This window comes from Agrobacterium sp. CNPSo 3708, assembly GCF_028674915.1.
In the GTDB taxonomy this organism is placed as follows: Bacteria; Pseudomonadota; Alphaproteobacteria; order Rhizobiales; family Rhizobiaceae; genus Agrobacterium; species Agrobacterium cavarae.
Genome location: NZ_JAQZSF010000009.1, coordinates 250,569 through 263,673 on the forward strand (window position 1 = coordinate 250,569; position 13,105 = coordinate 263,673).

The window sequence follows — 13,105 nt, forward strand, 5'->3', positions numbered from 1 at the left end:
GAGAAACAGCATGGCATACGATCAGAAACGCGTCGTTGAAGCGATCCGCGCCTTCGAGGCAGGCGAGATCGTTGTGGTCATGGATGATGACGGGCGCGAGAACGAAGGCGATCTCATCGTTGCCGCGGTGCATTGCACCGGTGAAAAGATGGCCTTCATCGTACGCCACACCTCCGGCATCGTCTGCGCCCCCATGCCGCGCGAGGAAGCCAAGAGGCTGAACCTCAACGCCATGGTTTCCGAAAACGACAGCGCCCATACGACCGCCTTCACGGTCTCCGTCGATTTCAAGCACGGGACCACGACAGGCATCTCGGCGGATGATCGCACCTTGACGGTGCGCAATCTTGCCAACCCCAATGTCGGCCCCGCGGACTTCACCCGTCCCGGTCACATCTTCCCGCTGGTGTCACGCGAAGGCGGGGTGCTGATGCGCTCCGGTCACACGGAAGCAGCCGTCGATCTCTGCAAGCTTGCCGGACTGCCGCCGATCGGCGTCATCTGCGAGCTCGTCAATGACGATGGCAGCGTCATGCGCGGTCCGCAGGTTTCGAGCTTTGCCGAAACCCACGGTCTCAAGCAGGTCTCGGTTGCCGACCTGATCGCATACCGCCAGCGCAAGGAAACGCTGGTGGAGATGGAAAGTCAGGTCACCATCGACACGCCTTTCGGTCCGGCCAAGGCGCAGACCTATTCCCTGCCCTGGGATCCGATGCAGCATATGGCGGTGATCTTTGGCGATATCCGCGATGGCGTCGATATTCCGGTCCGCCTGCATCCGGAGAATGTGGCCGACGATATTTTCGGCAGCAAGCAGCCAGTACGCCATTACATGCAAAAGATTGCCGAAGAAGGCCGCGGCGTTATCGTTTATCTTCGCGAGGGCTCGGTCGGCGTTGGCAAGGTCGAGGGCCGGCGCAAGTCGCGTGATGCGGACGAATCGCACGAACAGGCGCGTTCCCGCGAAGAAGAATGGCTAGAAATTGGGCTTGGCGCGCAGATCCTGAAAGACCTCGGCATCAGCTCCATCAAGCTCTTGACCACGCGCGAGCGCCACTACGTGGGCCTGGAAGGTTTCGGCATCAAGATTGCTTCGACGGAGCTTTGCTAATAGCGAGACCGGCAGGCGCGGTATCGTCCGGGCCTGCCAGCCAGCCATCGAGATACCGCACACCCTCCACACCCGTGAATTTTGCCAGCCGATTCAACTCGGCATCCAGCTTTTCCAACCGACCGGATGACGGTCGCACGCCCTTTTCCAGCCAGAGCCGTCTGACGTCGAGCGAACCGTTCTTGCGCTCGGCCTTCATGTCGATGCGTCCGATCATGCGGTCGCCTTCGAGAAGTGGGAAGACATAGTAGCCATACTGGCGCTTCGGCTCCGGCACGAAGACTTCGATACGATAAAAGAAGCCGAAAAGGCGTTCGGTGCGGGCGCGGTTGCGCAACAGCGGATCGAAGGGGCTGAGAACCCGGACCCGCTGCGGCGGCTCGAGTGACGCCTCCGCCTCCATCTCCCCTTCGAAGCTCGCGAAGGCGTAGGACGCGCGCTCCTTGGCGCCATTGGCAGAGATCAACGAGACTTCGACCAGTTCGTCCCGGTGAGACATCACCCAGTCCTTCGCCTCATTCGGCGTTACCAGATCGAAGAAAGCGGAAATCTCTCCCGATGTCGCAAAGCCCAGACGGGATAGCGCCTCACGGCAGGCCCAATCGATGAACCCTTCATGACTGACGTCCCGCTCGTAATGCGCCTTCAGAATGACACGTTCTGAGAGATCGTAGACCTTCTGAAAGTTCACACGGCGAGCAATCGAAAGCCTGCCAGTGTGCCACATATATTCAAGCGCCGTCTTGGACGGATGCCAGTTCCACCAGCCACCGGATTGATGATCCTCTGCCTTCATGTCGCGCGACATGACGGCACCGTTTTCCGCAATGTGCCGGTAGGTTTCCTCAAAGGCGGAATCGAACCCCTCCCCGTGCCATTTACGCCAGCGCTCCTGCATGATCGGCTCGCGGCGACGGAATCGATGTTTCCAATAGGGATAAAAGGCTGTCGGAACGATCGACGCGTCATGCGTCCAGTGCTCGAAAAGCGTTCGGTCTTTTTCCAGGAGCGCGGTCAGATGCTCCCGCTTGTAGGTCTGGTTTCTGGAAAAAATGATCTGGTGATGGGCTCGCTCCACCGTGGCGATGCTATCCACCTGCACGAAGCCCAGTGTAGTAATAAGTTCGAGCAATCCATCCTTCGACAGCGCCCTGTTCGGCGGTGCCGAAAGCCCCTGTCTCTCCAGGAAAATACGCCGTGCTGCTTCGTTGGAAACCAGAATCGCCATGCCCTGAACTCTAGGAGTCTCCCGCCTCGAAATCAATGTTCTTTTTTTGTTCTTGATTTCGCCAAGGCGTCTTTGTGTTTATAGAAGCGCAACGGACGATAAGGGAAACGGCGTGGACATTCAGTTCCAGAATGCAAGTGTGACCTTCGAGGGGCGAACAGCGCTTGCGCCGCTCGATCTTTCGCTATCGGAGCGACGCATTGGCGTGATCGGCCTGAATGGCTCGGGCAAGACCACCTTTGCCCGATTGATCAACGGCCTTACCAAGCCCAGCACCGGCAGGGTCATCGTCAATGGGCTTGATACGATCAAGGATGCCGATGCTGTCTTGAAACAGGTGGGCTTTGTCTTCCAGAACCCGCAAAACCAGATCATCCTGCCGATCATTCGCGACGACATCGCGTTTGGACTGAAAAACCGCGGCGTCGGCAAAATCGCTGTCGATGCGGCTGTGGCGGCGATCTTGCAGCGCTTCGGTATCGCCCATCTTTCAGACCGCCGTGCCCATGAATTATCGGGTGGCGAGTTGCAGCTTGCAGCGCTTGCGGCGCTATCCATCACCGGCCCAAACATCCTGATCCTGGACGAGCCAACGAACCAACTCGATCTGAAGAACCGCGCGGTGGTGGAGCGGACGATCCTCGGCTTGGAGCAGGATGTGTTGGTCATTACCCATGACCATCCCCTGCTTCAAACATTCGACCGCGTTCTGCTCTTTCATCAGGCTAGGCTTGTTCTGGATGGCGAGCCGGAAGAGGTGATTGCCCGGTACCGTGAGATCGCGCTCTCATGAGAAGCCTTTACGCCGAGGGAACGGGCTGGCTCTACAGGCTTTCGCCCCGCGTGAAGCTGTTGACGCTGGCAGCCTTCAGCGCCGGCCTGTTTCTCACGCGTGATCCGTTGATCCTTTGCATTGCGGTCATTCTGGCAGGCTTCATTCTCTGGCAGGCGCAACTGGGGTTGCGCGAAACGCTCTCCCGCCTTCGCCCGGTCTTTCTGACGATCGCGATCATCGCCACGTTCAGCTTTCTGCTGATCCCTGCGATGGATGCCGCCGTAACGCTTTTGAGATTGAGCGCTCTGACATTGCTGGCGACCGCCGTAACCGCAAGTGTGAGCATCTCGCAATTCATGGATGAGATCACATTCGCACTTCGCCCACTTGAGAAGCTCGGCCTGGCAAAGGCAGCCGATGTGGGCCTTGCGGTTGGCCTTGTGGTTCGCTTCGTCCCCGAGATCGTCAGCCGATATCACACGTTGAGCGATGCACACCACGCACGCGGTAGCCGTATAAAGCTCAAAAGCATACTCGTCCCACTCATCATAATGACGTTGAAGGATGCCGACGCGATTGCGGATGCCATTGACGCGCGCGGCTTCAGAGGTCAAACCTCACTCAGACAAAAGGGAGACGCCCAATGACCACCCGTGACCTGGTTTTGATATCGCTGTTTTCAGCCATCATCATTGCGCTTGGCCTGTTGCCGCCCATTACACTCGGCATCATTCCGGTTCCCATCACGGCCCAGTCGCTGGGCGTCATGCTGGCCGGCGTCGTCCTTGGCGCAAAGCGAGGCACCCTTGCCGTGCTGCTGACAATCCTGATTGCGGCTATCGGCCTTCCGGTTCTGTCCGGCGGCAGAGGTGGCCTTTCGATCTTCACCACCCCGACCACGGGCTATCTGATTGGCTGGATCGCCGCCGCTTTCGTCACCGGCACCCTTTCCGAACGCTTCGTCAAAGCGGGCCAGCCCGCATTGACACAAGGCATTGGCTTTTTCCTCGCCAGTGCCGCTGGTGGCGTCGTCGTTCTTTATGCCTTCGGCATCACCTATCTCGCTTTCGCAACCGGTATCGGTTTCAGCAAGGCGTTCATTGGCTCCATGGCCTTCATACCGGGTGACCTGATCAAGGCCGTCTTGGCAGCCCTTGCCGGGCGCGCGGTCATGGCTGGCTATCCTTTGCTGCCGCAGCGGACGTAATCCAAACCTTCACGCGTTTCAGGAGTAAGCGACCCATGGCCACACGGCTTTACGAGCATCCGATCTTCCTGGAACACATTACACCGGAGGGGCATCCCGAGCGACCGGACCGGCTGCGCTCGCTCAACATCGCGCTTGAACATCCGAATTTCGAGCGACTGGTTCGTAAGCAAGCCCCGCAGGCCAACGAAGATGCGGTGCTTCTCGCTCATCCGGAAAGCCATCTTCTCTCAGTGATGCGCCAGATTCCGGAAGAGGAAGGTGAGATTAACCGCATCGAGGCAGATACCTATGCCTCGCCGAAAAGCCTGCAGGCAGCGCTGACCGGCATCGGTGCCGCGATGGCCGCCGTGGATGACGTGTTCAACGGGGAAGCCGACAACGTCTTCGTCGCAAGCCGCCCACCAGGCCACCACGCGGAAACCGAAAAAGCGATGGGTTTCTGTCTTTTCAACAACGCAGCAATCGCGGCCCGTCACGCGCAGAAGGTTCATGGTGCGGAGCGCGTGGCTATCGTGGATTGGGACGTTCATCACGGCAACGGCACGCAGGATATCTTCTGGAACGACACTTCGGTGCTTTTTTGTTCCACCCACCAGATGCCGCTTTATCCCTGGAGCGGCGACAAAAACGAAACCGGCGTGAAGAACAACGTAGTCAACGCGCCGCTCTCGCCCAACACGGGAAGCGACCATTTCCGTGAGGCGTTCAAATCCAGGGTTCTGCCTGCCATCGCCGATTTCTCGCCCGACCTCATTATTATCTCCGCCGGTTTCGATGCCCATCACCGCGATCCGCTCGCCCAGATCAATCTGGTGGGTGAGGATTTCGACTGGGCAACGGGGCGAATTCTGGAGATGGCGGATAAATATGCCGGCAACCGGGTCGTCAGTCTGCTGGAAGGCGGTTATGATCTGGAAGGGCTGGCGGAATCGGCGGCCATGCATATCTTGAGAATGATGAAGGGTTGAAAATGACGGAAAATGCCAACACAGCCGATGTTAACGGTTATTCTTTCGAAAAGGCCGTTGCTGAGCTGGAAAGCATTGTTGCCCGCCTGGAACGCGGCGATGTCGCCCTGGACGAATCCATTGCCATTTACGAGCGCGGCGAAGCCCTGAAGAAGCATTGCGAAGCACTTCTGACAACCGCCGAAAAGCGCATCGAGAAGATCCGTCTGGATCGTGCGGGCAAACCCCAGGGCGTCGAGCCGCTGGACGGCGAATGATGCCCACGGTTTGAGGACCTCGCTGAAAACCTTCGCCATACGCTTTTAAGTTTGACTGACGGCTGTTGACGATAGCGGGTAAACCCACACCACCACACGCAGCATTTATCAGACAACACTCACACACGGCGCCAAATCGTGTTAGTCTGCGGATCGATCACCGTGGAGGAGCAATCCATGTCGTTTTTCCCAGGCAATGATCCCGCCGCCGGCGACGCCTTCGCGTGTGATGCCATCGAGAACCTGATCGTTCCCCGCGCAAGCGACATTGGCGGCTTTTCCGTGCGTCGCGCCTTGCCGACGCGCGACCGCCGTTTGGTCGGCCCTTTCATCTTCTTCGACAGGATGGGACCGGCGATCCTGAAGGCTGGAGAAGCACTCGACGTCAAGCCGCATCCGCATATCGGGCTCTCCACCGTCACCTATCTCTTTGATGGCGAAATCAAGCATCGCGACAGTCTGGGGACGGAGGTCGTCGTTCGACCAGGCGATATCAACCTGATGACGGCCGGTCGTGGCATCGTGCATTCGGAGCGCACACCGGAAAACCTGCGCGGGCATCCCCTGTCCATGTCGGGTTTGCAGACGTGGCTTGCGCTGCCGGACGACAAGGAGGAGATCGCTCCTGACTTCTCTCACACCGAACGCGAGGCCATGCCGCTGATCGACATTGCTGGTGCAAATGGACGTGTTGTCATCGGGGATTTTGCGGGCCTTCGCTCGCCGGTAAGAACATTCACCGACACGCTCTACGCCGATCTTTCGCTCACGCCTGGCGCAAAATTCCCCTTCCCTGCCGATCACGAGGAACGGGCGATCTATATTCTCTCCGGTTCTCTTGAGGTTGCCGGCGATGTGTTTGCCGCGGATCAGTTGCTGGCTTTTCGCGCCGGCGACGACATCACGCTGAAGGGTGGCGTCGACGGTTGTCACGTCATGCTCTTCGGAGGTGCCGCATTGAATTCACGGCGTTATATCTGGTGGAATTTCGTTTCGTCATCAAAAGAACGCATAGAGCAGGCCAAGGAAGAGTGGAGAACAGGGCGTTTCGACATCGTCCCGGGGGATGAAGAGGAATTTGTGCCTTTGCCCAAAGGTTGAAATCCGTTAGAGCGCGGTGCGTCCTTTCTGACGCATAAAGGATGCTCTAATCTTTTGAACCTACGCATCGTGCTTTTCCGAAAATCGATTTCGATTTTTGGGCCGATGCTGTAGAACGGGAACATGCTTGCCGAAGGCTGCGCCCTCCCCATTTTGAGGGTGCGTTTTAAAGAAAACACGAAGGCCGAACGATTGACCGGAATGCCAGACACACCATTGCTTGACCGGGTGAAACTCCCATCCGATCTGAAAGCAGTCGAGGATCGCGACCTGCCGCAACTGGCGAGGGAATTGCGCGACGAAATGATCGATGCGGTCTCGAAGACCGGTGGACATCTTGGTGCTGGCCTCGGTGTCGTGGAACTGACGATCGCCATACACAAGGTGTTCAACACCCCGGACGACCGCTTGATCTTCGACGTCGGCCATCAGTGTTATCCGCACAAGATCCTGACCGGCCGTCGCGATCGCATCCGGACGCTACGCCAGGAAGGCGGCCTTTCCGGCTTCACCCGTCGTGCCGAAAGCGAGTATGACGATTTTGGCGCTGGCCATTCCTCCACCTCGATTTCTGCCGGCCTTGGCATGGCGGTTGCGGCAGAACTTGACGGCAGCGACCGCAAGGTGATTGCGATTATCGGCGATGGCTCCATGTCAGCCGGCATGGCTTTCGAAGCCCTCAACAATGCCGGTGCGCTGGACGCGCGGCTGATCGTGATCCTCAACGACAACGACATGTCGATTGCGCCGCCGACGGGGGCCATGAGCGCCTATCTGGCGCGCCTTGCATCCGGCCGCACCTATATGGGCTTCCGCGACTTCGGCAAGAAGCTGACGGCCTATCTCGGCAAGACCATCGACCGCGCCATCACCCGCGCCGTGACCCATGCGCGCGGCTATGTGACGGGCGGTACGCTCTTCGAGGAGCTGGGTTTCTACCATATCGGCCCGATTGACGGCCATTCATTCGACCATCTTCTGCCTGTGCTGCGCAATGTCCGCGACAACCAGAAGGGTCCAGTGCTGATCCATGTCGTGACGCAAAAGGGCAAGGGCTACGCCCCGGCTGAAGCCGCTGCCGACAAGTATCACGGCGTCAACAAGTTCGATGTCATCACCGGCACGCAGGCTAAAGCAAAGCCGAACGCGCCGAGCTATACCAGCGTTTTCGCCGAAGCGCTGGTGCAGGAAGCAAAGCTCGACGACAAGATCGTCGGCGTCACGGCTGCCATGCCAAGCGGCACGGGGCTCGATAAGCTCGCAGAGCTTTTCCCAAAGCGCACCTTCGATGTCGGCATTGCCGAGCAACATGCCGTAACCTTTGCCGCAGGGCTTGCCGCGGAAGGCTACAAGCCTTTCTGCGCGCTCTACTCCACCTTCCTGCAACGCGGTTACGACCAGTTGGTGCATGACGTGGCGTTGCAAGGCCTGCCGGTACGTTTTCCGATCGATCGCGCCGGCTTCGTCGGCGCCGATGGCCCGACACATGCGGGCTCCTTCGATACCACGTTCCTTGCCACCCTCCCCGGCATGGTGGTCATGGCTGCTTCCGACGAAGCGGAGTTGAAGCACATGGTGCGCACCGCCGCGGCCTATGACGAGGGCCCGATCTCCTTCCGCTATCCGCGCGGAGAAGGTGTGGGCATCGATATGCCGGCCCGCGGCGAAATTCTCGAAATCGGCAAAGGCCGCGTCGTCAAGGACGGCTCGAAGATCGCGCTTCTTTCCTTCGGCACGCGTCTAGCCGAATGCCTGGCGGCCGCCGAGGATCTGGATGCCGCAGGGCTTTCCACCACCGTGGCCGATGCACGCTTTGCCAAACCGCTCGATCTCGACCTCATCCGCCAGCTGACGAGCCACCATGAGGTTCTCGTGACCATTGAAGAAGGTTCTTCCGGTGGCTTCGGCGCGCAGGTGCTTCAGTTCATGGCAGGATCCGGTCTTCTGGATACTGGAATCAAGGTTCGCACGCTGACCCTGCCCGACCAGTGGGTCGAGCAGGCAAAGCCGGAAACCATGTATGCGGAAGCGGGTCTCGACCGTGCCGGCATCATCACGACCGTATTTCAGGCTCTGGGCCAGAAACAGGTCGGCGTCGGCTTCGCAGGATAGGTCTCTGCTTCGAAACGATCGGAGGCCCATAATTGAGAACACTTTACCACGGCGTCATTTTCGCCGACTACTTCCAGATATATCTGCGCGACGAGGCTCACTCGGAATTGCCAGATGACTACACCGAAGAGAGCATTGCGCACCGTCTAATGGCCGGGCCTACTGGGATCATTATCCATACCGCGCGCAACATGAGCGTACCTGTGTCTGTTGAGTGGCATGACCAGCGCCCCACGTCCGATCTTGACACATTTCAACATGTGGTAGATGCCGGATTCAGATGCCCCACGGGTCAGCTCGTCCTGGCTGGCATGACTGACGATGAATCAACATCACCTCGCCTTGTTGTGGGAGCGGGACTGCTTGGCGTGCGCGTAAGCTGTTCCGGTCTTGACACTCTGAGTGAAGACGGGCTTGACGGCGAGGATCAATACCTTGTGCAGCTTTGGCCGGAATCTAAACCTACAGCTTTACACGTCCTCAAAGCGTGGCAGGCAACATAGATCTATTCTTGAAACTCCCTAAGTTTCGCTTCAGAATCACCTTTGCGGAAAATCTGGAAAGATTTCCACCGCAACAGCCGGTCGCATGACTTTGAATTTCGCGACTGATTTTTGCTACAGCAAGTATTCCACATCTAAGTTAGGGGCTAAGAGACAACCCTGCGGCTTTTGTCTGTCTGGTTGGGAAGGACGGCGCTCAGTTCCCTGGCTTCTGCCACAGACGGCGATCATAAGGGATAGGCGCGTAGTCGTGGAGTTGGGCGAGCTTTTTGAGGTAGCGGTTACGATAGCTCTGCTCATCCTCGAACTCGATATTCTCGAGCACGGCTTCAGCCCCCACTTCGTAGTAGACATCGAGATTGGTGAGATCTGGAACCGGCGTCTCGCCGCGCTCGCACTCGCCCTGCATCTGCCAGAAGAGCTCCTCAAGACGCCGCGCCAAGGCGGGGATGTCGCGCAGGACGCATGTGTCGCGCTGTCGCGCGATCGACTCTCGAACGGCCAACAGGCTCTTGCGGTCTCGCTCGAAGGCTATAGCGCGCGCGACATAGTCCTCCGGGGAAGAACAAATCATTTCCGGCACGCCGGCTGCTTTAACGATGCTCGCGCAGAAACGCGCGGCAAAGGTTTTGCCCGGCATGGTGAGGACCGGAAGGCCGGATGTGATCGCGTCGGAAGCCGTGGAATGCGCACCATAAGGGAACGTGTCGAGAAAGAGATCTGCCACGCCGATGCGAGCGATATGATGCGGGTTCGGAACCTTGGGGGCAAAGACGAGCCGATCAGCCGACACCCCTCTTTGTTCGGCAAGCTCGCGCAGACGCTGGTTGGCCGTCTCATCCCCCGCCAGAAGCCACAGCAGGCTGCCGGGCGTCTCCGACAGGATCGTCATCCAACGCGCAAAACAGGTCTCCGTGATCTTCTGCATCCCGTTGAAGCTGGCATACACAAACGCGTCGTCCGGCAGGCCGACGTCAGCGCGGCTGGGCCGGGCAGCGATGGGACGTTTACGGTCGAGCGGCTGGTCGCAGGCGATGCGAAGCACCTTCTCCGAAAAGTAGATCTCGTTCTCCGGCGGGATCATGTAGCCGTCGGAAATCAGATATTGGTGGAATGGGCTTCCCATCGATCCGGGATAGCCGCAGAAACTGACGATGACTGGCGCAGGGCGGTAAGAAAAGATCTTCGCGCGCGCGTCTTTGGTGTAGCCATTGACGTCGATCAGAATGTCGATCTCGTCGGAAATGATCAGCGACGCCGCCGCTGCATCGTCGAGATCCTGAATATCCCGCCACGTGTCAACCACAGCCTTCATCCGGGCCTGTGTGCTGTCGGTGGTGCGGATTTGACCGCAGTAATAGGCAAAGACTTCGACGCTGCTCTTGTCGTGCAGCTCCAGAACCTCACACAGCGCGAAGCCAACGGCGTGATCGCGCAAATCAGACGACAGGTAACCGATGCGCAACCGCTGACCGGTGCCGGATTTTTGTTTCGGTTTTCTGCGCGGGAAGCGCGTGAGGTCGGGGCGGCCGACCAATGTCTTGCTGTACCGATAGGCCTTCGCAAGCTGAAACATCGGGTCGTCGGCGTAACAGCTGAGTGTCAGCGAGGACATGGCGTCGAGCATCTTGCGGGCCGGCACATATGTCGAGGGCTCGAGGACGGGCCATTTACACTGTCGCTGGCGCAACGATATCCAGTGCTGCCCTGATTCGAGCGCGTCCGGCCGAAGCTCAAATGCTTGACGCAATGTGCTTTCCGCCTCGTCCAGCCTGTCTGTGCCTTCCAGAACACGACCGATGTTCTGCAAGGCCATATGCCGATTGCCAACCGCTTCAGCATCGACGTTTTTTGCTGCCTGAGCGTAGCGCGACCACTGCTCCACCGCGTGGCCGATCATCCCTGCATCCTCCAGCACACGCCCGAGATTGATGTAGGCTGGCGCAAAGTCCGGATCGGCCTTGATGGACGCGCGGAAAGCCTGGATGGCACCTGCACGATCGCCGAGTTTGTTCAGCGTGACCGCGTAATTGAAATAGGCCATGTGAATGACAGGATTACCGTCGTTGAAGGCGGCCCAGGTCTTATAGAGCTCTGCTGCCGCAGCCTGCTGGCCGGCGGCATTCAGGGCTTCCGCTATGCTCATCAGATCGAGCAGGCTCAAACGTTGATGCCGTGCCAGATCAAGAGCGGACGGGGCGACGAGATCGTTCGAAGATGAGACGGGACTGACGGTCATGGCATCCTGCGACAGAGCGGAAAGGGCTAGGAATAGCTGATCTTCAGCTACTCTAGAGAACTTGCCTGTGGCTGGATGTATTTTTACCGCGTGTGTTGCTTGGGTTGCTTGCGACCGATGCTTCTATTGTCACGGTTACTTTGATGTTTGTCCCCCATCGTAGCGACGGAGATATTCTTGCACGCGCCGTCGGTATTGTCGGCTATGAAGATCGTGGTGAAAGGGGTCGCGAGCTAAGAAGGCATACGAACGTGCGGACGTCGCGGGGTTCATTTGCACGCGACGAACGAACATCACTTGCCTTGTAAAGCAGGTTGTCCGGGAGCTCCTCTGCCTGCTGCAGAAGCGCGCAATGCCGACGTCACGGAGGCGGCTCGTAGCATTTGTTTATTCTGAGCTGGAGATCGACGACGCGGCTCTTGGCCGCGTCGTAAGCTATTGGGTCAGGGCATCATCTGCACTTGCCGACGCCCCATATCGTCACGTCCTGGTTTCGAGATATCAAAGATTGATCTCGATTTGGGACAAGTGCCAGGTCTTAGACCCCGTTATAGGCCTTGATGACTGCTTCGACCTGAGCGTCGCTCATTGCCTGCAGTTGCTGCGCTGTGATGCCACGAGCCGTCGACGTGCTCAATCCAGAGATGGCTGCCGTGGACAAGCCGGAAACCGCCTTGGCACTGAGTGCGGTGATCTCACCCGTGGTGAACAGGCCGAGCTCCGTGCTATTCAGCGTACCAACCTGAGCGGCGGTGAGGCCAGCAACCTGCGTGGAGGTCAGAGCCTGGATCTGGTCGGTCGACATCGCTGCGAACTGCGTCGTGGTCAGGGCTGCTGCCTGGGTCGCGCTCAGGTTTGCGATGTTACCTGTGGTCAACTTGCTGGCCGTGATACCGGCGAGCGCGTTGGCGCTGATGGCTTTCACCTCTTCGCTTGAGAAGGTGTTGAGTGCATCAGACGACAGAGCGTTCAGCTGCGTCGAAGACATGACCGCGATCTGTGCCTTTATCAGCGCTGCTGCGTTCGTGCTGCTCAAGTTTGTCAGAGCCGCTGCAGAAAGACCGGAAAGTGCCTTGGTGCTGAGTGACGCAACCTCTCCCGTAGAGAAGAGAGCGAGTTCTGCGCTGTCGAGCGTTGCCAGTTGGGCAGAGCTCAAGCTGGCGATCTGAGTGGAGTTCAGCGCATCGATCTGGCTGGTCGTCATCGCTGCAAACTGCGTCGTGGTCAGGGCTGCTGCCTGTGTCGCGCTCAGGTTTGCAATGTTGCCGGTGGTCAACTTGCTGACGGTGATGCCTGCAAGTGCCTGGGCGCTGATGGCCTTGACTTCATCGCTGGAGAAGGTGTTGAGCGCGTCGGACGACAGAGCGTTAAGCTGTGTCGAAGACATGACTGCGATCTGTGCCTTGGTCAGCGCTGCTGCGCTTGCGCTGCTCAAGTTGGTAAGAGCCGCTGCAGAAAGGCCTGAGATAGCCTTGGTGCTGAGTGATGCAACCTCTCCCGTAGAGAAGAGAGCGAGTTCGGCGCTGTCGAGCGTTGCCAGTTGGGCAGAGCTCAAGCTGGCGATCTGGGTGGAGTTCAGCGCATCGATCTGGCTGGTCGTC

Annotated in this window: 11 protein-coding genes and 1 pseudogene; 9 read left to right on the plus strand and 3 right to left on the minus strand. The window is 58.5% G+C overall.

Annotation, left to right across the window (positions count from 1 at the left end):
* Window positions 1-10: 10 nt before the first annotated feature.
* Window positions 11-1,111, plus strand: coding sequence for a 3,4-dihydroxy-2-butanone-4-phosphate synthase (gene ribB, locus PVA19_RS19885; RefSeq protein WP_062425907.1), 1,101 nt, complete (start codon window positions 11-13; stop codon window positions 1,109-1,111).
* Here the strand turns inward: ribB and PVA19_RS19890 are convergent.
* Complete coding sequence (locus tag PVA19_RS19890; protein WP_153311087.1) at window positions 1,083-2,339, minus strand: winged helix-turn-helix domain-containing protein; 1,257 nt, start codon at window positions 2,337-2,339, stop codon at window positions 1,083-1,085. The two genes, ribB and PVA19_RS19890, sit on opposite strands and share 29 nt — an antisense overlap.
* Before the next feature lie 112 nt (window positions 2,340-2,451).
* On the opposite strand from PVA19_RS19890, the gene PVA19_RS19895 reads away from it, so the two are divergent.
* The 8 genes from PVA19_RS19895 to PVA19_RS19930 all read left to right on the plus strand — a co-directional run bounded on the left by PVA19_RS19895 (window position 2,452) and on the right by PVA19_RS19930 (window position 9,265).
* A complete protein-coding gene (locus tag PVA19_RS19895; RefSeq protein ID WP_274103921.1) occupies window positions 2,452-3,132 on the plus strand; it encodes an energy-coupling factor ABC transporter ATP-binding protein in 681 nt (226 codons plus the stop codon).
* Window positions 3,129-3,761 carry an energy-coupling factor transporter transmembrane component T family protein gene (locus PVA19_RS19900; protein ID WP_112952174.1) on the plus strand — a complete coding sequence of 211 codons (633 nt, stop codon included), beginning with the start codon at window positions 3,129-3,131 and terminating at the stop codon, window positions 3,759-3,761. Before PVA19_RS19895 ends, PVA19_RS19900 begins: the two co-directional genes overlap by 4 nt.
* Complete coding sequence (locus PVA19_RS19905) at window positions 3,758-4,321, plus strand: biotin transporter BioY (RefSeq protein ID WP_112952173.1); 564 nt, start codon at window positions 3,758-3,760, stop codon at window positions 4,319-4,321. The genes PVA19_RS19900 and PVA19_RS19905 overlap by 4 nt, the downstream gene beginning before the upstream one ends.
* Window positions 4,322-4,356: 35 nt before the next feature.
* Window positions 4,357-5,292 carry a histone deacetylase family protein gene (locus tag PVA19_RS19910; RefSeq protein WP_112952172.1) on the plus strand — a complete coding sequence of 312 codons (936 nt, stop codon included), beginning with the start codon at window positions 4,357-4,359 and terminating at the stop codon, window positions 5,290-5,292.
* 2 nt (window positions 5,293-5,294) lie between these two features.
* Window positions 5,295-5,549 carry an exodeoxyribonuclease VII small subunit gene (locus PVA19_RS19915; protein ID WP_113266139.1) on the plus strand — a complete coding sequence of 85 codons (255 nt, stop codon included), beginning with the start codon at window positions 5,295-5,297 and terminating at the stop codon, window positions 5,547-5,549.
* 177 nt (window positions 5,550-5,726) lie between these two features.
* A complete protein-coding gene (locus PVA19_RS19920) occupies window positions 5,727-6,650 on the plus strand; it encodes a pirin family protein (protein ID WP_153311086.1) in 924 nt (307 codons plus the stop codon).
* A 192-nt stretch (window positions 6,651-6,842) separates the two neighbouring features.
* Window positions 6,843-8,762 (plus strand): 1-deoxy-D-xylulose-5-phosphate synthase, encoded by a 1,920-nt coding sequence (dxs, locus tag PVA19_RS19925; RefSeq protein ID WP_130977833.1) that lies wholly within the window; start codon window positions 6,843-6,845, stop codon window positions 8,760-8,762.
* Between the two features lie 32 nt (window positions 8,763-8,794).
* On the plus strand, window positions 8,795-9,265 hold the full coding sequence (locus PVA19_RS19930; RefSeq protein ID WP_113271973.1) for a hypothetical protein: 471 nt from the start codon (window positions 8,795-8,797) through the stop codon (window positions 9,263-9,265).
* A 196-nt stretch (window positions 9,266-9,461) separates the two neighbouring features.
* On the opposite strand, the gene PVA19_RS19935 is transcribed toward PVA19_RS19930, so the two are convergent.
* Both PVA19_RS19935 and PVA19_RS19940 read right to left on the minus strand, forming a co-directional pair.
* Window positions 9,462-11,504 carry an O-linked N-acetylglucosamine transferase, SPINDLY family protein gene (locus PVA19_RS19935; RefSeq protein ID WP_274103922.1) on the minus strand — a complete coding sequence of 681 codons (2,043 nt, stop codon included), beginning with the start codon at window positions 11,502-11,504 and terminating at the stop codon, window positions 9,462-9,464.
* Window positions 11,505-12,042: 538 nt separating this feature from the next.
* Window positions 12,043-13,105: pseudogene (locus PVA19_RS19940) on the minus strand (ice nucleation-like protein); the annotation flags it as partial.

What these genes read in the sequence shown, in the direction of transcription:
- PVA19_RS19935 (WP_274103922.1), bottom strand. Translation starts at nt 11,504, where the DNA reads ATGACCGTCAGTCCCGTCTCATCTTCGAACGATCTCGTCGCCCCGTCC.
- PVA19_RS19890 (WP_153311087.1), bottom strand. Translation starts at nt 2,339, where the DNA reads ATGGCGATTCTGGTTTCCAACGAAGCAGCACGGCGTATTTTCCTGGAG.
- PVA19_RS19920 (WP_153311086.1), top strand. Translation starts at nt 5,727, where the DNA reads ATGTCGTTTTTCCCAGGCAATGATCCCGCCGCCGGCGACGCCTTCGCG.
- PVA19_RS19915 (WP_113266139.1), top strand. Translation starts at nt 5,295, where the DNA reads ATGACGGAAAATGCCAACACAGCCGATGTTAACGGTTATTCTTTCGAA.
- PVA19_RS19900 (WP_112952174.1), top strand. Translation starts at nt 3,129, where the DNA reads ATGAGAAGCCTTTACGCCGAGGGAACGGGCTGGCTCTACAGGCTTTCG.
- PVA19_RS19910 (WP_112952172.1), top strand. Translation starts at nt 4,357, where the DNA reads ATGGCCACACGGCTTTACGAGCATCCGATCTTCCTGGAACACATTACA.
- ribB (WP_062425907.1), top strand. Translation starts at nt 11, where the DNA reads ATGGCATACGATCAGAAACGCGTCGTTGAAGCGATCCGCGCCTTCGAG.
- PVA19_RS19905 (WP_112952173.1), top strand. Translation starts at nt 3,758, where the DNA reads ATGACCACCCGTGACCTGGTTTTGATATCGCTGTTTTCAGCCATCATC.